This is a genomic window from Arthrobacter sp. AOP36-F1-5 (assembly GCF_058137995.1).
On the sequence record NZ_CM176892.1, the window covers coordinates 1612198 to 1637612 of the forward strand.

Below are 25415 nucleotides of genomic sequence, written 5' to 3' on the forward strand. Positions count from 1 at the left end.
GATGACGTTGGACCGTTGCCTAGTGGGCGTGGTCTCCGCGGCTGAATTCGTAGACCCAGCCGACCAGCGCGATCACACACAGGCCTGCGCCGATGTAGGTGACCCAGAACCCAACGGCGATGCCGAGGAATCCGGTGGCGGCGGCGGTGCCCAGGACGAGCGGCCACCAGCTCCACGGAGCAAAGGTTCCGATGACACCGGCGTTCTCGTGGATTTCGCCGTCGACGCGATCCTCGGGCCGGTCTCCGACGCGCTTGGCGGTCGAGTACAGGTAGAAGCCGACCATCAGGCCGAGTCCTGCGCACAGTCCCAGGGCCAGGATGCCGACCCATTCATTCCAATCGGTCATGATGCCGTAGAAGACCATCACCGGGACGAAGAACAGGAACAGGACGAGGAAGAGTCCGGTTTCAACTTTCATGGCTACACGTCCTTCTGGTCTGCGGGGCCGAACACCGAGGCTGCCATGGCCGTGGGCGTCACCCGGGCCGAAAGCTCCGGATGGTGCAGGTCCAGGGCAGGACGTTCGGAGCGGATCCGCGGGATCGAGTGGAAGTTGTGCCGCGGCGGCGGGCAGGAGGTCGCCCATTCCAGCGAAGCACCGAAGCCCCATGGATCATCGACCTCGACGCGCTTGGCCGACCGGGCGGTGATCCAGACGTTCCAGAAGAACGGGATCATCGACAGGCCCAGGATGAAGGCGAACACCGTGGAGAACTGGTTCATGGTCGTGAAGCCGTCCTCGGGCAGATAGTCCGCATACCGGCGCGGCATGCCGATCACACCGAGCCAGTGCTGGATCAGGAACGTGCCGTGGAACCCGAAGAACAACATCCAGAAGTGGATCTTGCCCAGCCGTTCGTTGAGCATCCGGCCGGTCCATTTGGGCCACCAGAAGTAGAAGCCGGCGAACATGGCGAACACGACGGTCCCGAAGACCACGTAGTGGAAGTGGGCGACCACGAAGTAGGTATCCGAAACGTGGATGTCCAGCGTGGGTGCCGAGAGGATGATGCCGGTCAGTCCGCCGAAGAGGAAGGTCACCAGGAACCCGATGCTCCAGAGCATGGGTGTCTCGAAGGTGATGGATCCTCGCCACATCGTGCCGATCCAGTTGAAGAACTTCACCCCGGTGGGCACCGCGATCAGCATGGTCATGAACCCGAAGAACGGCAGGGCGACCGAGCCGGTGGCGTACATATGGTGCGCCCAGACGGACACGGACAGTGCGGCGATCGAGATCGTTGCGAAGATCAGCCCCTTGTAGCCGAAGATCGGCTTGCGGGAAAAGACCGGGAAGATCTCCGAGACGATGCCGAAGAACGGCAGCGCAATGATGTAGACCTCGGGGTGGCCGAAGAACCAGAACAAGTGTTGCCACAACACCGGTCCCCCGGCGTCGGGGTCGTATATATGGGCGCCGAAGCGTCGGTCGGCACCGAGGCCGAACAGGGCGGCGGCCAGCGGCGGGAAGGCCATGAGGATCAGCAGTGAAGTGATCAACGTGTTCCAGCTGAAGATCGACATGCGCCACATGGTCATGCCCGGTGCACGCAGGCAGATGATGGTGGTGATGAAGTTGACCGCACCCAGGATGGTGCCGAAGCCGGACAGGGCCAGACCGAAGACCCAGAGGTCACCGCCGACCCCCGGACTGAACGTCGTATTCGACAGCGGCGCATAGGCAAACCAACCGAAGGAAGCGGCACCCTGCGGGGTGATGTAGCCGGCCATGGCAATGGTGGAACCGAAGAGGTAGAACCAGAAGGCCAGTGCGTTCAGACGCGGGAACGCCACATCGGGGGCCCCGAGCTGCAGGGGCATGATGACGTTGGCGAAACCGGTGAACAACGGGGTGGCGAACATGAGCAGCATGATGGTGCCGTGCATGGTGAACAGCTGGTTGTACTGCTCCTTCGTCTGCAGGATCTGCATGCCCGGCTCGAAGAGCTCGGCACGGATCAACAGCGCCATGATGCCGCCGATGCAGAAGAAGATGAAGGAGGCGATCAGGTACATGTAACCGATCGTCTTGTGGTCGGTGGAGGTGATCCAGTTGACGACGATGCGTCCCTTGGAGACCGGCACGACCCGGGGGGCGAGGGGCTTGGCCTCGTCCGTGGCGTATTCATAAGTAGTCATCGCGGCCTACTCCCCTTCCTCTCCCGGAATGGTGATGGAATTGACCTCGTCCGGCTTGCGGCTGTAGTCCTTGCCGATGTGTCCGTCTTCCATCTCGGAAAGCTTGGACTTGAACTCGGCTTCGGAAACGACCTCGACGTTGAAGAGCATCTCGGAGTGGTACTCGCCGCACAGCTCGGCACATTTGCCGGCGTACGTGCCCTCCTCCTGCGGAGTGAGGTAGATCGTATTGGTCTTGCCCGGAATCATGTCGAGCTTCTGCAGGAAGGCAGGAACCCAGAAGGAGTGGATGACGTCACGGCTGTTCAGCTCGAGCGTCACCGAGGTGTCGACCGGCAGGTACAACGTGGCGATTTCATCGTTCTTGCCCTTGGAACCATCCAAGTGGGCCTGAACGCTGGCATCGTACTTTTCTTCGCCCTGGTAGGAATAGTTGTAATCCCAGGCCCACTGCTTCGCCTGGACATCAACGACCAGTTCGGAATCGACGGGTTCTTCGATGGCGGTCTGGGTGCTATCCGAGAACGTGAAGAACGTCAGGACCATCATCAACGGCACTGCCGTGTAGAGGATCTCCATGGGGAGGTTGTAGCTGAGCTGGCGTGGGAAACCGACTTCGCCCTTACGGCGGCGGTAGGCCACGATGCACCAGATCATCAGCCCCCAGGTCATGATGCCGACCAGAAGGACGGTGACCCATGTGTGGACCCAGAGATCCTGGATGCTTGCAGTGTGGTTGGTGATATCCCGGGATTCGTTCGGGAGCCAGCCACGCTGGACTTGTTCTGAACAACCCGTCAGCAGCAGCGCCCCCGCGCCGGCGATGGCCAGTACCTTGGCCTTGCCCCTGCGACTGCTGCTGGTTCGGTCTTGCGAACTCACAGACGGCCCTTCCTCTTTGTTGGTGCGATACGTGGTCTCGGAGCTGCCAGATTCGGTTCCGGCCGCAGCAAGGCATCCGGCACCGGCACTTCGAGACCAATAGTTTTACTACTCATCGTAGAGCTTACCCTCTCGAACGACGGAATGCCGACCGAAACCCCGTGTCAACCGATGGTTACGTTGACGTGGGATTCAGGTCGGCAGCGTCCTAGTGGAACGAGTCGCCGCAGGCGCAGGAGCCGCCGGCGTTGGGGTTGTCGATGGTGAAGCCCTGCTTGGAGATGGTGTCCTCGAAGTCGATGGAGGCACCGGCGAGGTAGGGCACGCTCATCTTGTCGATGATGACGTCGACCCCCTCGAAGGTGCGCACGGCATCACCATCGAGCTGGCGCTCGTCGAAGTAGAGCTGGTAGATCAGGCCGGAGCAGCCACCCGGCTGGACGGCCACGCGCAGGCGGAGATCGGTTCGCCCTTCCTGCTCCAACAGGCTGCGGACCTTTTCCGCGGCCACATCGGAGAGAAGCACCTCGTGGGTCTTGAGCTCCTCGGTGGAACCGGCGGTCGAATCATTGGTCGTGGCGGTCATCTGGTCCTCCAATATTGCTTGTTCCGGAGGGCGGCACCGTAGCGTGCCGTCCCCTCATGTCCCATGGTACGACAGGCACCCTTATTTCAGTCCTTCTGAATCAAGCCGCGCCAGAAGCAGTGCTTCGGCGATGACGGCCTTGCGGAAATCCTCGAGATGCAGCGACTCGTTGGCGCTATGGGCCCGCGAGTCGGGGTCCTCGACCCCGGTGACCAGGATCTGGGCCTGCGGGTAGACATCGAGCAGATCGGCGATGAACGGAATCGAGCCGCCGATGCCGGTTTCCACGGGGGTGACGCCCCAGGCCTTCTCCAAGGACCACAGGCTGGCCCGGGCGGCTGCCGCCTGGGTGTCGGTGGAGAAGGCATTGCCCTGTTCGACGGCGGTGAAGTCGACCTGGGCGCCGAAGAGGTCCTGTGACTCCACGTGGCGTTGCAGCGCCTCGGCTGCTTCCTGCGGATCCTGGCCGGGGGCCAACCTGACGCTGATCTTCAGCCGGGTCGACGGCTGCAGGGTGTTGGAAGACAGATCCACGGAAGGCATGTCCATGCCGATGACCGACAGTGCCGGTTTGTTCCAGAGCCGGTCGGCCAGCGCGCCGGTACCGGCCAGGCGGTATCCCTCGACCACCGAGGAATCGGCCCGGAAGTCGGCCTCGGCGTAGTCCACCGGATCGGTGTCGCGGGCCAGCAGACCCTCGACGGCGACGTTGCCTTCATCATCATGGAAGGAGGCGATCAGTCGCGCGGCCACGGTGGGGGCATCGAGGACCGGGCCACCGAACATGCCCGAATGCACTGCGTGGTCCAGGACGCGGACTTCGATCTCGGCGCCGACCATCCCCCGCAAGCTGGTGGTCAAGGCCGGGACACCGACCTTCCAGTTGCTGGAATCGGCCACGACGATCACATCGGAGGCCAACAGTTCGCGGTGCTTCTCCAGGAACGGGCGGAAGGAGGGCGAACCGGCTTCCTCCTCCCCCTCGAAGAAATAGGTCACTCCGACGCCGAAGTCCTCCACGACGTCGAGCACCGCGCGCAGCGAGGCGATGTGGACCATGATGCCCGCCTTGTCATCGGCGGCACCACGACCGTACAGCCGGCCCTCGGATTCGGTGGCTTCGAAGGGGGCGGTGTTCCACAGGTCCGGATCCCCCGGGGGCTGGACATCGTGGTGGGCGTACAGCAGGATCGTCGGCTTGCCGGGCTGGGCCGGGCGCCGGCCCACGACGGCCGGGGAGCCCGGCTTGCCCTCGGGGGTGTCCACCGAAAGGATCTGCACGTCCTCCATGCCGGTGGAACGGACCAATGCGGCGACGGCTTCGGCGCTGCGATCGAGTTCGGCGGCATCGAAGGCCTCCCAGGCGATCCCGGGGATGGCGACAAGGGATTTCAGCTCGGTCAGGGTCTGGGCGATGGCACGGTTCACGCGCTCGGTGATCGCTGCCAGATCGACGCCGTGATCGACGGCGGCGGAAACGGGTTCGGAAGTAGTCATGGCTTCAGCCTACAACCGCCCGGCGTTTCGGCTGCGGGAGAGGCCCGGCTAGACTTGGCACGTGTTTGGAAGCAAAAAAGCCGATGCCGCACAGCCGCCGGCCACCCCAGAAGAGTCAGACAGCCCGGCCCTAGGCAAGGGCACGCCGACGCCGAGGCGCAACAGCCAGCAGGCGCAGAACAAGCGTCCCCTGGTGCCCAGCGACCGGAAGGCGGCCAAGGCCCAGGCGCGCCAGCAGCGTTCGGCCGCCCAGGAGCGGATGCGTCTGGCCAACGAGACCGGCGACGAACGCTACCTCTCGACCCGGGACAAGGGTCCGCAGAAGCGTTTCGCCCGCAACTTCGTGGACTCCCGCTGGATGGTCGGTGAGTTCCTGATGATCATCATCCTGGTCTTCCTCATCATCTCCTTCTCGATGAGCAGCAACATCCAGGTCACCGCCTACGTCACCTTCGGTTTGTGGATCGTCCTGGGCGTCACGGTCCTGGACTCGTTCATCATGACGCGCCAGCTCAAACGGCGCTTGACCGATAAGTTCGGCACCCGGGACCGTGGAGTGCTGTGGTACGCGGCGATGCGCGGCCTGCAGTTCCGCAAGCTGCGCCTGCCGAAGCCGCAGGTCGCCCGCGGCGGACCGGTCGACTGACCGCACTGCTTCCCGGAGCATGCAACGAGGGCCCCCACCATCGGTGGGGGCCCTCGTTGCCTGTGTGCAGGATCAGCGACCGGAGAAGGCCTTGCGCAATCCGCGGTTGATCCGGGCGACCCAGAACGGGCCTTCATACAGGAAGGCGGTGTACCCCTGGACCAGATCCGCCCCGGCCGCCAGGCGTTCCAGGACATCGTCCGCCGTCTCCACTCCCCCGACCGAGATCACCGTGGACTCCTGTGGCAAGGTCGAGCGCAGGCGGCGCAGCACGTCCAATGACCTGGACTTCAGCGGGGCACCACTCAGACCGCCGGCTCCGTATTCGCGGATCCGATCGGGAACCGTGACCAATCCGGTGCGCTCGATGGTGGTGTTGGTGGCCACGACTCCTTCCAACCCGAGCTCGGTGACCAGCGCGGCCACGTCATCGACATCAGAGTCCGCCAGATCGGGGGCGATCTTCACCAGGAGGGGGACATGCCTTCCCGTGGTCCGGTCCGCTTCGGCCCCGACGGCGGCCAGCAGTGGACGCAACGAGTCGATGCCCTGGAGCAGGCGCAGCCCAGGAGTGTTCGGGGAACTGACGTTGACCACCAGGTAGTCCGCCGCGCCAGCCAGTTCCCGGGTTCCTGCCAGATAGTCCTCGATGGCATCGTCCAGCTCGACGAGTTTGGTCTTGCCGATGTTCAGGCCCACGACCGGCCGGTCGGGGCCGAACCGTCGGGTCAGGACGGGCAACGCGGCTCGGATCCGGGGGGCGACCGCTGCGGCACCGTCGTTGTTGAATCCCATCCGGTTGATCACCGCACGATCCTCGACGAGCCGGAACAGTCGTGGTTTCGGGTTCCCTGGTTGGGCCTGGCCGGTGATCGTCCCGATTTCGAGATGCCCGAAGCCCAGATCCGCCAAGGCCGCAACCCCGTGGCCCTCCTTGTCGAAACCGGCAGCCAGACCGAAGGGTGAGGGAAAATCAAGGCCCATGACCCGGCGCTTCAGGCTTGGGTGCGGGCGGGTGATCCGGCGCAGCACCGCCGAAGCCCCGGTGGTTTCGGCCAGGCGGATGAGCCGGAAGCCGATCTGGTGGGCCTTTTCGGGATCCATGCCGGAGAAGACCACACGGAAGAACGTCGGGTAGAAGCGCATGCCACCAGTCTTCCCTGCCCATGCTGCCGCTGCCAACTCCACCATGGATATGCTCGACACATGCATAGCGAGGAACCGCAGTACGCGGTCGACACCCGTCCCGGGCAGTGGGTCGAGGATGAACTGGGGCCGGGATTCAGCTACACCACGATTGCCCGCGGACGGGATGAGGAAGGTCCCCTCAGTGCCACGTTGGTGCGCTACCTGCCCGTCGAGGCGTCCTCGCCGGAGCCACCCCGGGAACAGAAGCATTGGCGCGATGCCATGCTCAACCTCCGCCAGGGACTGGACCGGGTCCTGGCCGGCGGGCCGCAGGCCGGCGCCGCCACCGAGGAGCCCACCGACGTCGTGCTGGGGATGCATGGCTGGACCGACTATTTCTACAACGCGGAACTGGCCAGGTATTGGGCCGGACGGGGATACCGTTTCTACGCGTTGGATCTGCGCCGGTACGGTCGCAGCCTCAGATCCTGGCAGACCCCGGGATTCGTCACCTCGCTCACCGAGTACGACGTCGATATCGAAGCCGCGCTGGCCACGATCAGGGAGGATGTGGGTCCGGTGGGCCGGACCCTCTGCGTGGCCCACTCCACCGGGGGTCTCACGGCGAGCCTCTACGCCCATCGCCACCCCGGGGTGTTCACGGCGCTGATCCTGAATTCACCCTGGCTGGAGATGCAGGGCAGCTGGTTGGTCCGCAACGCGGCCGCCGGACTACTCGATCCGTTGGCGAGGGTGCGGCCCAAGGCCAGGATCAAGCTCCCCGAGGTCGACCACTACTGGCAGTCCCTGTCCAACCGGGCGCATGGGGAATGGGACATCCATCCACTCTGGCGCCCACGCCATGCCTTCCCGGTCACCGCCGGATGGATCACTGCGGTCCTGGCCGGACACGCGGAGGTCAACCGGGGACTGGATATCAAGGCACCGGTGTTGGTGATGACCTCAGACCGGACGCATCTGGGGACCTCCTTCGAACCCGAGATGCTGGTTTCGGACACCGTCATCGAGGTGGAGACGGTCAGGCAGCGGGCCCTGAAGCTGGGCCACGAGGTGGCGATCGTGCGGATTGAAGCGGGGATGCATGACCTGTTCACCTCTGCTGCGCGGACCCGTGCGAAGGCCTACGAGGCGGTGACCCGGTTCTGCGACGGGTACGTCCCCGCGCCCTGAGCGGTTCCGGCATTCATTCGGTGGGGGTGTCCATGGCGGCGCCGAAGCGCCGATCGCGGCGGGCGTAGATCCCGACGGCCTCCCAGAGCGTGCGCCGGTCCACATCGGGCCAGAGCACATCCATGAAGACCATTTCGGCGTAGGCGGATTGCCAGAGCATGAAGTTGGAGGTCCGTTGCTCCCCCGAGGACCGCAGGAACAGGTCGACATCGGGAAGATCCGGTTCGTCCAGATAGCGTCCGATGGTCTTCTCGGAGATCCCGCGGGGTTTCAGCCGCCCGGCGGCGACATCCTCGGCGATCGCCGACACCGCGTCGGCGATCTCGGCCCGGCCACCATAGTTCACGCACATGGTCAGATGGCAGACGTCGTTGTCCTTGGTCTGTTCCTCGGCCTCGAGCAGTTCGTTGACCACCGAACGCCAGAGCCTGGGGCGCCGGCCGGCCCAGCGCACCCGGACCCCCCAGGCGTCGAGCTGGTCCCGCTGCCGGTGGAGCACATCCCGGTTGAAGCCCATCAGGAACCTGACTTCCTCGGGGCTGCGCTTCCAGTTTTCGGTGGAAAAGGCGTAGACCGACACGTATTTCACGCCCAGTTCGATCGCCCCGGCCATCACATCGAGCAGCGCGGCCTCCCCCGCCTTATGTCCTTCCGTGCGTGGCAGTCCGCGTTGGTTGGCCCAGCGTCCGTTGCCGTCCATCACGATGGCCACATGCCGGGGCACCAGCTCGGCGGGGATGCGTGGGGCCGTGGCACCACTGGGGTGCGGCCACGGGGCGAGGACGTCGGGACGGTTCGCCCGCTGGCGGGAGGATCGCTTCATCAATCAGGCTCTTTCCACGTGTTTGAGGGACTTGACGACCCGTTCCAGATGCCATTGCAGATACCCCGCCACCATACCGGCAGCCTCCCGTCGGGCCGAGGCATCGGCGTGAAGCGTCGCAGGCCAATCCCCGGTGAGCAGGGCGGCCAGCAGGGAAACGGTCGCCGGGGCCGGGGAGCTGGACCCGGCAGGACGGCATTCGGCGCAGACGACCCCGCCCAGGGGGATGTTCAGGGCGGTATGCGGGCCGGGGGCCCCGCAGTGCACGCAGTCGGTGAAGCTCGGGGCCCACCCGGCGGTGGCCAGCGCCCGGAGCAGATAGGAATCCAGCAGCAGGCCGGGATCCTGGGCGCCGCGGGCCATCGCCGCGATGGCACCGTGGAGCAACCTGAACTGGGTGGCCGCGGATTCGGTATCGGCTTCGGTGAGGCGCTCGGCGGTTTCGGCCATGGCGCTGGCACTGGTGTATCTCGAATAGTCCAGCGACAGGGACTGGCCGTAGGGATGGCGCAATTGGGCCTGGGTGATGATGTCCAGGCTCCGACCACGGACGACCTGGGCCTCTACGAACATGAAAGGCTCCAGGGTGGCCCCCATTTTGGAGCTGGTGCGGCGCACCCCCTTGGCCACGGCACGGACCTGGCCGTGATCGGAGGTCAGCAACACGATGATCCGGTCGGCCTCGCCCAACTTATAGGTGCGCAGGACCAGACCCCGGGTCCGGTAGGACTTCGCGGCGAAACTGGAACGGGGCACGGCTCCAGTATCCCAGAGAAGCCGTGCCCCATGTGCCGCCGGTGGCTGTAGTTGCCGCCTCAGGCCTGCTGTGCGTTGTCCCAGATTGCCCGGTTGACCGCCGAGATGACGGCCTTCAAGGAGGCGGTGGTGGTGTTCGCATCGATCCCCACGCCCCACAGCACACGTTCGCCGACCGCGCATTCGACGTAGGCGGCGGCCTGGGCCGAACCGCCTTCACTCAACGCGTGTTCGGTGTAGTCCAGGACGCGCAGATCCACGCCGTCGGCGGAGAGGATGTTCACCAGCGCGTTGATCGGGCCGTTTCCGGTTCCCGAACGTTCCTGCTCGACGCCGTTGGAGACCAGGGCCATGTCCAGGGTGAACGACCCGTCCTCGTCGGTGCGGGTGCGCGTGTTCCCCAACCGGTAGTGGCCCCAGCTCTCCCCCTCGAAGGTTTCGCAGGGCAGGTACTCGTTCTGGAACTGCTGCCAGATGCTTGCCGGGCTGATCTCCCCGCCGTCGCCTTCGGCCAGGCGTTGGATGACCCCGGAGAATTCGATCTGTGCCCGACGTGGCAGGTCCAGTGAATGGTCGTGCTTGAGCACGTAGGCGACCCCGCCCTTGCCGGACTGCGAGTTCACCCGGATGACCGCCTCGTAGGACCTGCCGATGTCCTGCGGATCGACCGGCAGGTAGGGAACGGCCCACGGGATGTCGTTGATGTCCTTGCCCGCTGCGGCGGCCTTGGCCTCCATATGTTCGAAGCCCTTCTTGATGGCGTCCTGGTGGGAGCCGGAGAAGGCGGTGAAGACCAGATCGCCACCATAGGGTGAACGTTCCGCGACGGGCAGCTGGTTGCAGTATTCGACGGTGCGGCGGATCGACTCCATGTCGGAGAAGTCGATCATCGGGTCGATGCCCTGTCCGTAGAGGTTCATCCCCAGGGTGATCAGGTCGACGTTGCCGGTGCGCTCCCCATTGCCGAACAGGCATCCTTCGATGCGGTCGGCGCCGGCCATGTAGCCCAGTTCCGCGGCCGCTACCCCGGTGCCCCGGTCGTTGTGGGGGTGCAGGGAGAGGATGATGGAGTCGCGGTTGCGCAGGTTGCGGTGCATCCATTCGATCGAATCCGCGTAGACGTTGGGGGTGGCCATCTCCACCGTGGCGGGCAGGTTGAGGATCATCTGGTTCTCCGGGGAGGCCTCGAGGACCTCGGCCACGGAGTCGGAGATGCGGCGGGCGAACTCCAGTTCGGTCCCGGTGTAGGACTCGGGCGAGTACTCGTAGGTGATCCTGGTGCCGGTCAGCTGTTCCTCGAACTTCTTGCACAGCCGGGCCCCGGTCAGTGCGATGTCCACGATGCCGTCCTGGTCCTGCTTGAATACCACCTCACGCTGGAGCACCGAGGTGGAGTTGTACAGGTGCACGATCGCCTGCTTGGCCCCTTCGAGGGATTCGTAGGTCCGCTCGATCAGGTGTTCGCGGGCCTGGGTGAGGACCTGGATGGACACGTCCTCGGGGATGCGGTCCCGTTCGATGAGCTGGCGGACGAAATCGAAGTCCGTCTGCGAGGCCGAGGGGAAACCGACTTCGATCTCCTTATAGCCCATCTTCACGAGCAGATCGAACATCTGGTGCTTGCGTTCGGGGCTCATCGGATCGATGAGGGCCTGGTTGCCGTCCCGCAGATCGACGGCGCACCACCGCGGTGCCTTGTCGATGATCTTGTCCGGCCAGGTGCGGTCGGGCAGTTCGACGGTGATCTGATCCTGGAAGGGGATGTACTTCTGGATCGGCATTCCTGAGGGCTTTTGCATGTTCTGCATGGATCTAGGGGGCCTTTTCAGTGGTGGTTGAAAATGCAGGCCGGCAGCACGAAACTCCGCAACGGGGGGTCGGCCCTAGTGACTGGTGTCCAGAAGATCCCCGTCGCGGCTACCTAGTAGAAGGAGTTCCGCATGCATGAAATTCACCCTAGCATCAGGTCCGGGCCGGTTCGAAGGTCCGCACCGAATGTTTCGTCGGTGGGGCCGGCCCTAGAATCCGAGGCGGCCGAGCTGTTTCGGATCCCGCTGCCATTCCTTGGCGACCTTCACATGCAGGTCGAGGTAGACCCGGGTTCCCATCAGCGCCTCGATCCCCTGCCGGGCCCGGGTCCCGACCTCCCGCAGCCGTGAACCGGCCCGGCCGATGATGATCGCCTTCTGCGAGGAGCGTTCGACGAACAGGTTGACGTGGATGTCCAGCATCGGGCTGTCCTCCGGCCGGTCCTCGCGCGGGATGACCTCCTCGACGACGACGGCCAGGGAATGCGGCAACTCGTCGCGGACCCCCTCCAGGGCGGCTTCGCGGATGAGCTCGGCGATCAACACGGACTCCGGCTCGTCCGTCAGTTCCCCGTCCGGATACAGCGGCGGGGACAACGGCATGGTCTTCGCCAGGACATCCGAGACGGCTTCGACCTGGAAGTCCCCGGTGGCCGAAACGGGCACGACGGCGGCCCAGCCCGACTCCCCCAGGGTCTCGACCCCCAATTCGGTGACGGCCACCAGCTGGCGGGCCAGGGCCGACCGGTCGACCAGATCCGCCTTGGTCACGATCGCCACGATGGGCTTGCGCTTCAACTGGCCGAGTTGGGTGGCGATGAACCGGTCACCGGGGCCGATCTTCTCGTTGGCCGGGATGCAGAATCCGATGGCGTCGACCTCGGAGAGGGTCTCGGCGACCAGATCGTTGAGGCGTTGACCCAGCAGGGTGCGCGGCCGGTGCAGCCCGGGGGTGTCCACGAGGACCAGTTGGGCGTCATCGCGGTGGACGATCCCGCGGATGGTGTGCCGTGTCGTTTGGGGCTTGGCCGAGGTGATGGCGATCTTCTGACCGACCAGGGCGTTGGTCAAGGTCGACTTGCCGGCGTTGGGCCGCCCCACGAAGGAGGTGAAACCGGCCCGGAAATCCTCGGGCCATTCGGTGGGTAGCGCGCTGACGGCGCGCCGCGGGCCCACCCCGGGTTCCTGGACCACGGACTCGGAGACATGCGGTGGCCGGGACTGCGGGGCCCTGGCTGCCTGGTGGGGGTTCTTGCCTGCTCCGCGACGTGCTGGCCCGGGGTTGCGGCGTTGCTGTGCTGCCATCGGTTTCATTCCTTGTTCTCGCGGGGGACGTCGTCGGCGGCCAAACGGCCCAACGATCCCTCATCATTGTCTGCGGCTTCGGGGTATTCGTCGACCCAGGCCAGGACGAAACCGATCCGGTTGCGCCGTCCGGCGAGGCGTTCGGCGTGGATGCGGATGCCGTCGACGGTGACCTCGGAACCGACGATCGGCACCCGGCCCAACGTCTTGGCCAGCAGGCCGCCGACGGTGTCGACCTCGTCGTCGGTGATCCGGCGTTGGAACAGTTCGGCGAAGTCATCGATGCTCATCCGGGCGCTGACCCGGAAGACGCCGTCCTCCAGCTCCTCGGACTCGTTCGTGGAATCGTCGTATTCGTCGTCGATCTCCCCGACGATCTCCTCGATCAGGTCCTCCAGGGTGACCAGGCCCGCGGTACCACCGTACTCGTCGATGACGATGGCCACGTGGGTGGATTCGCGTTGGAGTTCCTGGAGCAGTTCGGCCACGGACTTCGATTCGGGCACGTAGCGTACGTCGCGGCAGGCCTGTTCGACCAGGTGGTGGTCATCGGGCCGGGCATGCAGGCGGGCCGCGACGTCCTTGAGGTAGATGATGCCCACGATCTGGTCGGGGTTGTCGCGGATGACCGGGATGCGTGAGCAGCCCGAACGCAGGAACAGGCTCATCGCCTCTCCGAGGCTGGAGCCGTGGTCGACCGTCACCATATCGGTACGCGGCACCATCACGGCCCTGACCCGGGTATCGCCCAGCTCGAAGACCGAGTGGATCAAATCGGCTTCGACGTCCTCGATGATGTCGGCCTCGTGGGCGCGGTCGACCATGTCACGGAACTGTTCTTCGGTGAAGAACGCCTCCTCGGTCGCCGGGGCGCCCTTGGCCACGCTGCTGCCCAGGCTGACCAGCCAGCCGGGGATCGGTCCCAGGACCAGGCGCAGCACACGGACCATCGGCGCGCTGAGCACCACGACGCTGCGGCTGCGGACCCGCCCGTAACGGCGTGGGGAGACCCCGACCAGGACGAACCCGACCGCTGCCATGGTGACGGTGGCCAGCAGGCCTGCCCACCAGATGTTGTCCAACAGGTCGTGGTAGAGCAGGGCGATCGCCACCGCACCGGCGGTTTCGAACCAGATCCTCCAGAACCGCACGGCATGGGTATGGGCTGCCGGATCGGAAAGGATCAGGCGCAACTGCCGGCGGGGGCGCTCCGCCAGCATGTCTTCCGCCTCCTGCCGGGGCAAGGCCAGGAAGGCCGCTTCGGAGGCCGTGAGGATCGCCGCGCAACAGACGAAGACCAACGCCAGGGCCAGCAGCAGGGCAGGAATCATTCGGTGGTCTCGCGGGGAGCCTTCCGACCGAGGAACTCCTCCAGCAGGGTGCGTTGCAGGGAGAACATCTCTTCCTTCTCCTGGGGTTCCTCATGATCGAAACCCAGCAGGTGGAGGGTGCCGTGGGTGGCCAGCAACAGGATCTCGTCCTCCGTGGAGTGGCCCCCGCTTTCGGCTTGCCGGGCGGCGACCTGGGGGCAGATGACCAGATCCCCGAGCATCCCCGCGGGGGTCAGCGAGCCGGGGCTGCCCGGACGCAGTTCATCCATGGGGAAGGACATCACGTCGGTGGGTCCATCCAGATCCATCCAATCCACGTGCAGGCGCTCGATGCCCTCCTCGTCGAGCAGGATGACGGAGACCTCCGCCTCGGGGTGGACGCGGAGGGAATGCAGGATATGCCGGATGAGGCGCTCGAGTGCCTCGAGGTCGGCCTCGACCCCCGATTCGTTGTTGACTTCGATGCTCATGTTCTAGGACTCCGGCTCGGTGGCTTGTACGGTCGGGGGCTGTTCTTCGCTGCCGGCTTCCGCCGCCCGACGGTGGGCGATCCGTTCGCGGGCCGCGGCGTTGTCCTGTGCGGCGGCGCGACGGCGTTCGGACCCGGTGTCCTCCTGCGGGTCGTCCGCCCATTTCTCATAGGCGCTGACGATGTCCCCGACCAGCCGGTGGCGCACCACATCGGTGGCGTCGAGATGGCAGAAGGTGATGTCCTCGACCGAGCCCAGGATCTGCGAGACGACCTTCAGCCCCGATCTGGACCCGCCGGGCAGGTCGATCTGGGTGATGTCGCCGGTGACGACGATCCTGGAGCCGAAGCCCAGCCGGGTCAGGAACATCTTCATCTGTTCCGGCGTCGTGTTCTGGGCCTCGTCCAGGATGATGAACGCGTCGTTGAGCGTCCGTCCGCGCATATAGGCCAGGGGGGCCACCTCGATGGTCCCGGCGGCCATCAGGCGCGGAATGGATTCCGGATCGATCATGTCGTGCAGCGCGTCGTAGAGCGGGCGGAGATACGGATCGATCTTCTCGTTCAGGGATCCGGGCAGGAAGCCGAGCTTCTCCCCCGCCTCGACGGCCGGACGGGTGAGGATGATCCGGTTGACCTCCTTGGCCTGGAGGGCCTGGACGGCCTTGGCCATGGCCAGATAGGTCTTGCCGGTGCCGGCAGGTCCGATCCCGAAGATCACCGTATTGGCGTCTATGGCATCGACGTAGGCCTTCTGGTTGACCGTTTTGGGGCGGATGCGTTTGCCGCGCCCGGAAATGATGTTCAATCCGAAGGTCTCCGACCCGGAACGGTGCACCGCGCCGTCGGTTTCGACCATCCGGACGAGCTGTTCGACCAGTTGGGCGGAAACGCGGGTGCCCCGCGCGGCCAGCGAGCGGGCTTCCTTCACCACGTGTTCGGCCCGTCCCGCCGGAGCGGACTCACCGGTGATGCGCAGTTCGTTGCCGCGGACATGCAGGTCCACGGAGGGATAGACCCCCTCGAGGATGCGCAGGACCTCGTCGTTCGCGCCGAGCGCACCGATCATCTGCTCGCTGCTGGAAAACGTGATCACCGTGGCCCGGTTCGCTTCCGGTGCGGTGGTGTTGTCCTCGTCGGTCATCCTAGTGGGTTGGCCCTCCCGATCGCGTGCTGGTTGACAGCCGTTCCGACCGCTGCAATGCGGTCGTTCGGCACCCTTCCATCCTACGGGACAAGCCCGCAGGAGGCGCTCGTTATTCATGCAACTGTATATATCGGTCTTGCAACGGTCCTGCTTGGGGCGCCGAAGTGGGGCCCCGACCCCGGCCTCGTGTGCCAATATTAATGGTCGGTCGCGGCACGCGTGTGTCTCCGCCCCGTCATTGAACCTCCACCGAGCCGAAGGATTCCCCCCACGTGATCGCCGCCCACACCAACCGCCGGACCCGCGGTCGCATGGTGATGCTGATTGCGGTGCTGTCCCTGGGGGCGGTTTCGGCGTGCGTGGGATCCCCGGAGGGCTTCCCGAGCAGCATGCCGGCGGCCACCGACGTCTCCTCCTCCGTGGCGGGACGCAGCAGTTCGGCGGCGTTGGAATCACTGAGCGGTCCGCATCTGTCCCCGATCTACTGGCTGGGTGAACGCGATTCGACCGTCTACCTCTATCGGGAGTACGTCGCCGCCGAGGATCAGGGTGATCCGGTCACCACGGCGATCAAATACCTCACCGAACAGCAGCCCGACGATCCGGATTACTTCAACCTCTGGAGCAAACCCTCGCGGATCGGCACCTCGATCGACGCCGACAACGTCATCACCGTCGACCTCTCGGCCGACGCCTTCCACCGCAAGCTCGACGACGGTCTGGCCCAGCGGGCCATCCAGCAACTGGTCTACACCACGACGGCCGCGGCCGCCGCGTCGGGGCTGATCGGACAGGAACCGGCCGCCAGCGTCAACATCCTGGTGGACGGGCATTCGGGCTTCAATGCCTTCGGGCATGTGGAACTGACCGGGCCGATCCAGCGCAATAGCCGATTCCGGGCCCCCATCTGGATCATCGACCCCCAGCAAGGGGCCGAGGTCCCGGCCGGAGCGCTGAAGATCCAGGGCACCTCGGCCACCTTCGCCGGGGGGACCCACTGGGAACTGACGCGCAGCGAAGAAGACAAACAGGTGCGCGTCGACTCCGGGACCGTGAAGCTCGGTGAGGGTGATCTGGCCGATAACGCCTTCGCCCTGACCTCCGGCGTCGAACCCGGGGAATACACGCTCTCCGTCTGGGGCACCAAGGACGGTTCCAGCGACCGGCAGGCCGAGGACTCCAAGACCATCACCGTGAAGTAGGGCGGCCTCCCCGGCCTAGAGGTCCAGCAGCCCGGCCACCTGGCGGGCGACGACCAGCGCGGCCGGCCCGGCCGTCGAAGCGCGCAGGACATGGCGTCCCAGGACCGCGGTCTTCGCTCCGGCTTCCACGAGCCGGGAGACCTCGGAATCGGCGATGCCCCCCTCGGGGCCGACCAGCAACAGGATGCGCGGACGGGCGGCCGTAGGATCCGGGGTTCCGGACTCGTCCATGAAATCCCGGACGACGGCGGACAGCGGTTCGGTGGCCCCCTCATGCAGGATGACCGCCAGTTCGGGGCCCTTCCCGGCCCCGGTAAGACCCAACCTCGCGGCCAGCTGCGCCGTCGACACGACCGGGGCGACCTCGGGGCGACGACTCCGCCGGGATTGTTTGACCGCCGAGCGGACCGTCGCCTCCCATTTGGCCCTGCCCTTTTCGGCCTTTGCCGCCGGCCAACGGACCACCGAGCGGTCGGACTGCCACGGCTGGATGGCGTCCACGCCCAGCTCCACGGCCGCCTCGACGGCCTGCAGATCCCGGTCCCCCTTGGCGAGGGCCTGGACCAGGACCAGCTGGACCGGTGGCTGCTCCTCGTGCTCGATCCGGTCGATGACGGCGCTCAGGGACGCCTTCCCCGCCTGCCGGACGGTGCAGACGGCGCGGGTACCCGTCCCGTCGAGCAGATCGATCTGCTCTCCGGGACGGACCCTTTTGACCGTCACCGCGTGGTGGCCTTCGGGCCCGTCGAGGTCGACGGCGTCGCCGGGGGCCGCCGTGGCGGGCAGCCCCTCATCGAGCAGGAACGCCTGGTTGCTCATCAGGCGCGGTGGCCCAACTTATCGCGTAGCCGTGAAAAGACCCCGCCCCGTTCGGCCAACCGGCCCTCGGCGAATTCCTCGTCACGCAGGGTGGCCAGACGTTCGAGCAGCTCACGCTGTTCGTCGTCGATCTTCGTGGGGGTCTCCACCTGCAGGTGGACGACCAGATCGCCGCGGCTGCCCCCGCGCAGCCGGGGGACGCCCAGCTGGGAGAGCTTGACCGTATCGGCCGACTGGGTGCCCGGCTCGATCAGGATGTCCTGCTCGCCGTCGAAGGTCTCCAACTTCATGTCGGTGCCCAGGGCCGCCGCCGTCATCGGGATGCGCAACGTGGCATGGAGATCGTTGCCTTCGCGTTCGAAGACCGCATGGCGTTTGACGTTGATCTCCACGTACAGGTCGCCCGACGGTCCGCCGCCGGGCCCCGCTTCGCCCTGGCTGTCCAGGTGGATGCGGGTGCCGGTGGCCACGCCCGCGGGGATCTTCAGCTGCTTGGACACCCGCTCACGCACTCGGCCCTGGCCCATGCATTCGTTACAGGGGCTGGGCAGCGTGGTGCCGAAGCCACGGCAGGCGCTGCAGGTTTCGATGGTCATCATGTTGCCCAGGAAGGAGCGGACCGGACGCTGCACCTGGCCCTGCCCCTGGCAGATGGTGCAGGTCTCCGGCGAGGTCCCCGGCTGGCAGCAGGTGCCTTGGCAGACGCCACAGGTGACCGCGGTTTCGATGTCGAGGGTGTAGACGGTCCCCTGGACCGCGTCCTTGAGATCGATGCTGGCGGTCACCAGCGCATCCCGTCCACGCTGGGTCCGCGAGGCGGGACCCTGGGCCGCTCCCCCGCCGAAGAACTGTTCGAAGATGTCCCCGAAGCCGCCGAAGCCGCCACCGCCACCTCCGCCGCCGGCGGTGCCGTTCTCATTGCCCGTCGCATCATAGATCTCACGCTTCTGCGGGTCCGACAGGACCTCGTAGGCGTGGGTGACGGATTTGAACCTATCCGAGACATCCTCGCCCGGGTTCACGTCCGGGTGGAGCTTGCGGGCGAGCTTCCGGTAGGACTTCTTGATTTCCTCGGCGGAGGCGTCGCGCGCGACGCCGAGGGTTTCGTAGTGGCTGCTCACAGTGTGTGCTGTGTCCTTTCCGACAATCTGTACATGCTTATTCCCCGGGCCCTGGTCCGTCAGCCGGCCAGGATGCGGGAAAGATAACGGGCGACCGCTCGTACGGCCGCCATGCTGGTGGGGTAGTCCATGCGGGTGGGACCCAGGACCCCGACCTTGGCCGCGGCACCGGGGCCGTAGCCGGTGGCCACGACCGAGGTCTCGGCCAGGCCGCCGTAGGGGTTCTCCCGTCCGATCTGCACGGCGATGCCCCGGGCGTCCTGTTCCAACTCGGAGAACAACCGCAACAGGACCACTTGTTCCTCGAGGGCTTCGAGCACCGGGGTGATCGTCAACGGGAAGTCCCCGGTGGAACGCGCCAGGTTGGCGGTCCCTGCCATGATGATCCTCTCGATCACCGAGTTGTCCCCCAACGAAGCCAGGGCCTGGGCCAGGATCCGTCCGGAATCGCGCAGGGATGGAACCATTTTCTCACAGGCGGCCAGGGCCAGATCACCGATGCTCTGCATCCGCTGGCCCGAGGTGGCTGCCAGGAACGTGGCCTTGAGGTCGGCCAATGATTCATCGCTGGTCTCCGGAGGGACCAGGACCACCCGTTGGTCGACCTTGCCGGTGTTGGTGATCAGGATCGTGAGGACCTGACCGGACCCCAGACCCACCAACTCTATGTGGCGGACCGTGGCATCGCTAAACTGCGGCACCTGGAGCACGGCGACCTGGTTGGTCAGCTGGGACAGGAGCCGGACCGTGCGTTCCAGGACTTCGTCCAGGTCGTTGGTCCCCTCCAGCATGCGGTGGATGGCCCGGCTTTCCGCGGTGGAGAGGGGGCGGACGGCGTCGATCTGGTCCACGAAGTAGCGGTAGCCCTGTTCGGTCGGGATCCGCCCCGAGGAGGTGTGCGGGGCGATGATCAGTCCCTCTTCCTCCAGGGCCGACATGTCGTTGCGGATGGTGGCCGCCGACACGCCCAACCGGTGCCGTTCAACCAGGGCCTTGGAGCCGACCGGTTCCCGGGAATGGACATAGTCCTCGACGATCGCCCGCAGGACCTCGAGGCGCCGTGGTACTGACATTCGATCCTCCTGTGGGTCTCGCGGTGGATGGACGGATTGCGGCCTCGTGGCTTAGCACTCGACACGCCTAAGTGCTAAGTCTAATACGAATGACCGCTTGTTAGCATGGTGGCCGCGCGCATCGGCGCCGGCGGCCCGCTCCTCGCGACCGCCCGACCCAGTGAAAGGCCGTGTCAGCATTGGATATCCACCAGTGGGGAGCCCAGAATCTATCGGCACCGAAAGCCCGCCAGCTGCGCCGGGTGCCCGCCGCCCTGGGCCTGTTGCTCGAAGACGTGCAATCCGGCTGGGTCGGTGAAGTCGTGCGGATCGAACGTTCCGGGGGCCTGCGTCTGGTCGTCCTGGAGGATCGTCGGGGCAAGACCCGGTCCTTCCCCACGGGCTTCGGTTTCCTGATCGAAGGCGAGCCGGTCGAGGTCATCGAACCACAGGCCGTGGCGGCCGCCCCCGGGGCCGGAGGCGGCCGGAGCGCCTCCGGTTCGGTGAAGGTCTCCAACCTCAAGGCCCGTACCGCATTGGCCAGCCGGATCTGGGTCGAGGGCAAGCACGACGCCGAACTGGTCGAAAAGGTCTGGGGCCACGACCTGCGGGTGGAAGGGATCGTCGTCGAACCCCTGCATGGTGTCGATGACCTGGCGGGGGCGATCGCCGAGTTCTCCCCGGGGCCCGAGCGCAAGCTGGGGATCCTGGTGGACCACCTGGTCTCCGGGACCAAGGAGGAGAAGATCGCCGCCGAGGCCATGCGGGTTCCGGGGGCCCGGTCCAATGTCCTGATCGTCGGGCACCCCTATGTCGATGTCTGGCAGGCAATCCGCCCGCAGGTGCTGGGCATCACCGCATGGCCGGTCATCCCGCGGGGAACCGATTGGAAGACAGGTATCCTCAAGGGTCTGGGGTGGGCCCATGCCAGCCAAGCCGATGTGGCCCTGGGATGGCGGCGGCTATTGGGCCAGGTGAACAGTTTCACCGACCTGGAACCGAGCCTGCTCGGGCGGGTCGAAGAGGTCATTGACTTCCTGACCACCGGCCGAAACTGACCTCTCGGCGCGCCGTACGTCCCGCGAAGGGGTACCGGAGGCCCCCGGGGGCGATAAACTAGGCAAAATCGTGTTGGACGGGAGGAACGACTTGGTGATGAACGGATCAGGCAAGAAGCCCGGCGAAGGCTCGGCCGACGCCGGACGCTTCGAGGGTTCGTCATCGGCTCCCCTGCCGCTGACACCTTCGGAAGATCGCCAGTGGGCGACGATTGCGCACTTCGGGGGCATCCTGGGATGCATCCCGTCGGGGATCATCTACCTCGTCTATCGGGACCGCGGGGCCTTCACCGCCCAGGAATCCAAGGAGGCGCTGAACTTCACGCTTCCGTTGACGGTGCTGGCCCTGATCTCCAACCTGCTCATGTTCATCCCGGTGGTCGGTGGGGTCTTCGCCATCATCGCCGTCGCGCTGTGGACCTATATCACCGTCAGCGGCGTGGTCGCCGGGATCGAGGTCAACCGCGGTCGTCCCTACCGCTACCCCTTCAACCTCAGACTCATCGATTAGCACTCGCCCCGGTACGGAGTTCGGGCGGGCCCGGGAACCTGGTTCCCGGGCCCGCTTCCGTTCGGGGCAGGGCCCCTAGAAGTCCAGGAGCCGACGCACGATGGCGTCGGCCAGCAGACGGCCATTCAAGGTGGGGATGATCCGGCCGCCCACGGCGGCCGAGCCCTCGATGAGTCCGTCGGAAATCAGCCCGGCCACGGCGTGGCGTCCCGAGGCAGGCAGCTCCGCGACCGGAAGACCGTCGACGATCCGGGTCAGCAGCATCGTCCGCTCGAGCAGACGCGCCTGCTCATCGGGGCTTTCGCGTCCGGCCGCCGGGGAAGTCCCGGCGTCGATGCGCTGCTGGTAGGCCGCAGGATGCTTGACGTTCCACCAGCGCAGACCTCCGACATGAGAATGCGCTCCGGGTCCGGCGCCCCACCAGTCGGCACCCTTCCAGTAGGCCATGTTGTGGCGGCACCGGGTTGCTTCGCTCCGGCTCCAGTTGCTGACCTCATACCAGGAGAACCCGGCGGCGGTGAGCAGTTCCTCGGCCAGCAGATACTTATCGGCGTGGTCGTCGTCATCGATGTCGGCGACTTCGCCGCGACGAATCTGGGCGGCCAGCCGCGTTCCGTCCTCGATGATCAGGGCGTAGGCGGAAATATGATCGGGGTCGTAGGACAGGGCCGTCTCCAGCGAGGCCCGCCAATCCTCCAGTGACTCCCCCGGAACCCCATAGATCAGATCCACGCTGACGGCCAGTCCGGCTTCGCGGGCCCACGCGACCGCCTGGCCGACCCCTTCGGGGCGGTGGGTGCGGTCCAGGGTCTTCAACACGTGGGGAACGGCCGATTGCATGCCGAAGGACACCCGGGTGAAGCCGGCCTCGGCCAGGGTGCTGAGCGATTCGAACGTCACCGAGTCCGGGTTGGCTTCGGTGGTGATCTCCGCACCGTCCTCCAACCCCCATGTCCCACGGATCGTCTCCAGGACCGAGGCCAGATCCTCGGCCGGCAACAGGGTCGGGGTTCCCCCGCCGAAGAAGACGGTGGAGACCTTCCGGTCGGGCAACCCGCTGGCTCGCAGGACCCCTCCGCCGAACTCCAGCTCGGCGGAGGCCGCGGCCGCGTAGGTGTCCTGGCTTGATCCGGAGCCTAGTTCATGGGCCGTATAGGTGTTGAAGTCGCAGTATCCGCAGCGCACGGCACAGAACGGGATATGCACATAGACACAGAAGTCGCGTTCGGTGGCGCCGTCGATGGTGCTGGCGGGCAGCAGGCCATCGGCCGGCGCCGGATCCCCGAGGGGCAAGGCAGAAGGCATGAAGGCTACTTCTTGGCCTTGTCCGCGGAGCCCTCGGAGGACAAGGCGGCGATGAAGGCTTCCTGCGGCACCTCGACGCGGCCGACCATCTTCATGCGCTTCTTGCCTTCCTTCTGCTTTTCCAGCAGCTTGCGCTTACGCGAGATATCGCCGCCGTAGCATTTGGCCAGGACGTCCTTGCGGATGGCCCGGACGGATTCACGGGCGATGATCCGCGAGCCGATGGCCGCCTGGATGGGGACCTCGAACTGCTGGCGCGGAATGAGCTCGCGCAGCTTGCGGGTCATCATCACCCCGTAGGGGTAGGCCTTGTCCTTATGGGTGATCGCGCTGAATGCGTCCACCGCCTCGCCTTGGAGCAGGATGTCGACCTTGACCAGATCGGCGACCTGTTCGCCTTCGGCCTTCCAGTCGAAGGAGGCATAACCCCGCGTCTTGGATTTGAGGAAATCGAAGAAATCGAACACGATCTCGGCCAGCGGCAACAAGTACCGCAATTCCACCCGGTCCTCGGAGAGATAGTCCATGCCCAGCATCTGACCGCGGCGGGATTGGCACAATTCCATGACCGAGCCGACGAATTCGTTCGGGGTCAGGATCGTGCCGGCCACCATCGGTTCGCGCACTTCCTGGATCTTGCCGGCAGGGAATTCGCTGGGGTTGGTCACGGTGACCACCGACTTGTCCTCGGTCACCACGTCGTAGATGACGTTGGGGGCCGTGGAAATGAGGTCCAGGTTGAACTCGCTCTCCAGGCGTTCCCGCGTGATCTCCAGGTGCAGCAGGCCCAGGAAGCCCACCCGGAACCCGAAGCCCAGGGCCACCGAGGTCTCCGGTTCGAAGGTCAGGGCCGCATCGTTGAGCAACAGCTTGTCCAGGGCATCGCGCAGCACCGGGTAATCCGATCCGTCGATCGGGTACAGCCCGGAGAAGACCATGGGCTTGGGGTCCTCGTACCCGCCGAGGGACTCCGGCGCGGGGTTGGCGAAGGAGGTGATGGTATCGCCGACCTTGGACAGGCGGACGTCCTTCACCCCGGTGATCAGATAGCCGACCTCGCCGACGCCCAGACCCTTGCAGGGGGTCGGTTCGGGGGATGACACCCCGATCTCGAGCACCTCGTGGGCGGTGCGCGTGGACATCATCTGGACCTTCTCGCGCGGGCTCAGCTTCCCGTCGACGACGCGGACGTAGGTGACGACGCCACGGTAGGTGTCGTAGACGGAGTCGAAGATCATCGCCCGGGCCGGGGCATCGGCATCGCCGACCGGGGGCGGGAGTTCGCGGACGATCTTGTCCAGCAGTGCATCGACGCCTTCACCGGTCTTGCCCGATACCTTCAACACGTCTTCGGGATCGCCGCCGATGAGGCCGGCGATTTCGGCGGCATACTTCTCGGGTTGGGCGGCCGGCAGGTCGATCTTATTGAGCACCGGGATGATCGTCAGATCGTTTTCCATGGCCAGGTAGAGGTTGGCCAGGGTCTGGGCCTCTATCCCCTGGGCGGCATCGACCAGCAGGATCGCCCCCTCGCTGGCTGCCAGGGAGCGGGAGACCTCATAGGTGAAGTCGACGTGGCCCGGAGTGTCGATCATGTTCAGTGCGTAGGAGACGCCATCGACTTCCCACGGCATGCGCACGGCCTGGGATTTGATGGTGATGCCGCGCTCGCGCTCGATATCCATCCGGTCCAGGTACTGTGCCTTCATCTCACGCTGGGAGACGATCCCCGTGGATTGCAGCATCCGGTCGGCCAGGGTGGATTTCCCGTGGTCGATATGGGCGATGATGCAGAAGTTCCTGAGGATCGCCGGATCGGTTGCGGCAGGCACCGGTGCGGTGCGGGCCATGGGTGACACGTAGGTGACCTCACTCTGGGGTTCTTGTTGGGATGGATCGAGGGCGCAGTTGCACCACAGGACCTCATTGTTCCACGATTCGGGCCCGAGTCTGACCCCGTAGTGGGTGTGGCGCAGCGCTGTTACCGTGGGCGCATGCAGATCAGCGCCGGTAACATCAGGAAATTGGTTCGGCTCGGTTCCAAGGCCTTCCGGGCTTTTCGCCGCAGCCAGGGATCGAGGCCGGGCCCCTCACGGAGCCCCGGAACTTCCCCGGCCGGTTCATCGGGGCCAGAGGGCGGACGCCCCTATCCCGGCGACTACGAGGGCCGATTCACCCCCCGGTATGCCCCACGGCCGGACGGCCTTCCGGATCCGGGGGAAATCGTCTGGACCTGGGTCCCCTATGAAGAGGACCCCTCCCGGGGCAAGGATCGTCCGGTGCTGCTGGTGGGCCGTGACGGGGAGTTCCTCCTGGGGCTGATGCTCACCTCCCAGGACCATAACAACCGCCGGCACCGTGATCGGGACTACATCGACATCGGGACCGGGGCCTGGGACCGGGCCGGCAGGCCCAGCGAGGTCAAGGTCGATCGGGTCATCCGTGTGGACCCGCAGGGCATTCGTCGCGAAGGGGCCGTGCTGGACCGAGGCGCCTTCGACCGGGTCGGCCGGGCCCTGGGCGGAGCCTGAGGGCGCAGCGTTCCAGCCTGGAGCGTCCCGACGGGCCGACCCGCCGGAAGCTGCGTCGAATCGCGGGCATCGGCCTTAGCTGCTAGGATTGCTTGCTGTGTGTCC

General features: G+C 65.8%; 24 protein-coding genes. 6 read left to right on the top strand and 18 right to left on the bottom strand.

From position 1 onward, the window contains the following. Positions 1–19: 19 nt before the first annotated feature. The 5 genes from AC3ZI9_RS07440 to AC3ZI9_RS07460 all read right to left on the bottom strand — a co-directional run bounded on the left by AC3ZI9_RS07440 (position 20) and on the right by AC3ZI9_RS07460 (position 5107). On the bottom strand, positions 20–421 hold the full coding sequence (locus AC3ZI9_RS07440) for a cytochrome c oxidase subunit 4 (RefSeq protein ID WP_444554650.1): 402 nt from the start codon (positions 419–421) through the stop codon (positions 20–22). A gap of 2 nt (positions 422–423) precedes the next feature. Beyond that, complete coding sequence (gene ctaD, locus AC3ZI9_RS07445; RefSeq protein WP_444561397.1) at positions 424–2142, bottom strand: aa3-type cytochrome oxidase subunit I; 1719 nt, start codon at positions 2140–2142, stop codon at positions 424–426. 6 nt (positions 2143–2148) lie between these two features. Continuing rightward, positions 2149–3024 carry an aa3-type cytochrome oxidase subunit II gene (gene ctaC, locus AC3ZI9_RS07450; RefSeq protein ID WP_444554940.1) on the bottom strand — a complete coding sequence of 292 codons (876 nt, stop codon included), beginning with the start codon at positions 3022–3024 and terminating at the stop codon, positions 2149–2151. Positions 3025–3232: 208 nt separating this feature from the next. Beyond that, the gene (locus AC3ZI9_RS07455; protein ID WP_444554939.1) at positions 3233–3610 is read right to left on the bottom strand and encodes a HesB/IscA family protein; all 378 of its coding nucleotides are present in this window, start codon (positions 3608–3610) and stop codon (positions 3233–3235) included. 81 nt (positions 3611–3691) lie between these two features. Further along, the gene (locus AC3ZI9_RS07460; RefSeq protein WP_489923988.1) at positions 3692–5107 is read right to left on the bottom strand and encodes a dipeptidase; all 1416 of its coding nucleotides are present in this window, start codon (positions 5105–5107) and stop codon (positions 3692–3694) included. A 61-nt stretch (positions 5108–5168) separates the two neighbouring features. Between AC3ZI9_RS07460 and AC3ZI9_RS07465 the strand changes: the two genes are divergently transcribed. After that, positions 5169–5753, top strand: coding sequence for a DUF3043 domain-containing protein (locus tag AC3ZI9_RS07465; protein ID WP_444554937.1), 585 nt, complete (start codon positions 5169–5171; stop codon positions 5751–5753). A 72-nt stretch (positions 5754–5825) separates the two neighbouring features. Here the strand turns inward: AC3ZI9_RS07465 and AC3ZI9_RS07470 are convergent, their stop codons facing one another. Beyond that, positions 5826–6899 carry a quinone-dependent dihydroorotate dehydrogenase gene (locus AC3ZI9_RS07470; RefSeq protein ID WP_444561396.1) on the bottom strand — a complete coding sequence of 358 codons (1074 nt, stop codon included), beginning with the start codon at positions 6897–6899 and terminating at the stop codon, positions 5826–5828. Between the two features lie 60 nt (positions 6900–6959). Here AC3ZI9_RS07470 and AC3ZI9_RS07475 point away from each other — a divergent pair, with 60 nt between their 5' ends. Beyond that, a complete protein-coding gene (locus AC3ZI9_RS07475) occupies positions 6960–8072 on the top strand; it encodes an alpha/beta hydrolase (RefSeq protein WP_444554935.1) in 1113 nt (370 codons plus the stop codon). A 13-nt stretch (positions 8073–8085) separates the two neighbouring features. Here the strand turns inward: AC3ZI9_RS07475 and AC3ZI9_RS07480 are convergent, their stop codons facing one another. The 7 genes from AC3ZI9_RS07480 to AC3ZI9_RS07510 form a co-directional block, all read right to left on the bottom strand. Next, positions 8086–8895, bottom strand: a complete 810-nt coding sequence (locus tag AC3ZI9_RS07480) for an isoprenyl transferase (RefSeq protein WP_444554934.1) — start codon at positions 8893–8895, stop codon at positions 8086–8088. Between the two features lie 3 nt (positions 8896–8898). After that, positions 8899–9651: a DNA repair protein RecO gene (recO, locus tag AC3ZI9_RS07485; protein WP_444554933.1), complete on the bottom strand. Its 753-nt coding sequence runs from the start codon at positions 9649–9651 to the stop codon at positions 8899–8901. A gap of 59 nt (positions 9652–9710) precedes the next feature. Continuing rightward, positions 9711–11459, bottom strand: a complete 1749-nt coding sequence (gene leuA / locus AC3ZI9_RS07490) for a 2-isopropylmalate synthase (RefSeq protein ID WP_444554932.1) — start codon at positions 11457–11459, stop codon at positions 9711–9713. 210 nt (positions 11460–11669) lie between these two features. Further along, positions 11670–12764 (bottom strand): GTPase Era, encoded by a 1095-nt coding sequence (era, locus tag AC3ZI9_RS07495; protein ID WP_444554931.1) that lies wholly within the window; start codon positions 12762–12764, stop codon positions 11670–11672. A 5-nt stretch (positions 12765–12769) separates the two neighbouring features. Continuing rightward, positions 12770–14095 (bottom strand): hemolysin family protein, encoded by a 1326-nt coding sequence (locus AC3ZI9_RS07500; protein ID WP_444554930.1) that lies wholly within the window; start codon positions 14093–14095, stop codon positions 12770–12772. Next, positions 14092–14565, bottom strand: coding sequence for an rRNA maturation RNase YbeY (ybeY, locus tag AC3ZI9_RS07505; RefSeq protein ID WP_444566734.1), 474 nt, complete (start codon positions 14563–14565; stop codon positions 14092–14094). Before ybeY ends, AC3ZI9_RS07500 begins: the two co-directional genes overlap by 4 nt. A gap of 3 nt (positions 14566–14568) precedes the next feature. Further along, a complete protein-coding gene (locus AC3ZI9_RS07510; protein ID WP_444554928.1) occupies positions 14569–15708 on the bottom strand; it encodes a PhoH family protein in 1140 nt (379 codons plus the stop codon). Between the two features lie 275 nt (positions 15709–15983). Between AC3ZI9_RS07510 and AC3ZI9_RS07515 the strand changes: the two genes are divergently transcribed. After that, positions 15984–16913, top strand: a complete 930-nt coding sequence (locus AC3ZI9_RS07515; protein ID WP_444554927.1) for a GerMN domain-containing protein — start codon at positions 15984–15986, stop codon at positions 16911–16913. A gap of 15 nt (positions 16914–16928) precedes the next feature. Here the strand turns inward: AC3ZI9_RS07515 and AC3ZI9_RS07520 are convergent, their stop codons facing one another. Genes AC3ZI9_RS07520 through hrcA form a run of 3 tightly spaced genes read right to left on the bottom strand, consistent with a single transcriptional unit; the run spans position 16929 to position 19926 of the window. Then, complete coding sequence (locus AC3ZI9_RS07520) at positions 16929–17732, bottom strand: 16S rRNA (uracil(1498)-N(3))-methyltransferase (RefSeq protein ID WP_444554926.1); 804 nt, start codon at positions 17730–17732, stop codon at positions 16929–16931. Next, entirely contained in the window at positions 17732–18853 is a 1122-nt protein-coding gene (gene dnaJ, locus AC3ZI9_RS07525) for a molecular chaperone DnaJ (RefSeq protein WP_444561395.1), read from the bottom strand. The genes AC3ZI9_RS07520 and dnaJ overlap by 1 nt, the downstream gene beginning before the upstream one ends. A 59-nt stretch (positions 18854–18912) precedes the next feature. Then, on the bottom strand, positions 18913–19926 hold the full coding sequence (gene hrcA / locus AC3ZI9_RS07530) for a heat-inducible transcriptional repressor HrcA (protein WP_444566736.1): 1014 nt from the start codon (positions 19924–19926) through the stop codon (positions 18913–18915). Positions 19927–20105: 179 nt separating this feature from the next. Here hrcA and AC3ZI9_RS07535 point away from each other — a divergent pair, with 179 nt between their 5' ends. Continuing rightward, the gene (locus AC3ZI9_RS07535; protein WP_444554943.1) at positions 20106–20963 is read left to right on the top strand and encodes a DUF3097 family protein; all 858 of its coding nucleotides are present in this window, start codon (positions 20106–20108) and stop codon (positions 20961–20963) included. Between the two features lie 97 nt (positions 20964–21060). Beyond that, entirely contained in the window at positions 21061–21474 is a 414-nt protein-coding gene (locus AC3ZI9_RS07540) for a DUF4870 domain-containing protein (protein ID WP_444554942.1), read from the top strand. A gap of 75 nt (positions 21475–21549) precedes the next feature. Here the strand turns inward: AC3ZI9_RS07540 and hemW are convergent, their stop codons facing one another. Both hemW and lepA read right to left on the bottom strand, forming a co-directional pair. Then, a complete protein-coding gene (gene hemW / locus AC3ZI9_RS07545; RefSeq protein WP_444561393.1) occupies positions 21550–22779 on the bottom strand; it encodes a radical SAM family heme chaperone HemW in 1230 nt (409 codons plus the stop codon). A 5-nt stretch (positions 22780–22784) separates the two neighbouring features. Further along, the gene (lepA, locus tag AC3ZI9_RS07550; protein WP_444561392.1) at positions 22785–24638 is read right to left on the bottom strand and encodes a translation elongation factor 4; all 1854 of its coding nucleotides are present in this window, start codon (positions 24636–24638) and stop codon (positions 22785–22787) included. A gap of 135 nt (positions 24639–24773) precedes the next feature. Between lepA and AC3ZI9_RS07555 the strand changes: the two genes are divergently transcribed. Continuing rightward, the gene (locus AC3ZI9_RS07555) at positions 24774–25310 is read left to right on the top strand and encodes a type II toxin-antitoxin system PemK/MazF family toxin (protein WP_489923989.1); all 537 of its coding nucleotides are present in this window, start codon (positions 24774–24776) and stop codon (positions 25308–25310) included. Positions 25311–25415 lie beyond the last annotated feature (105 nt).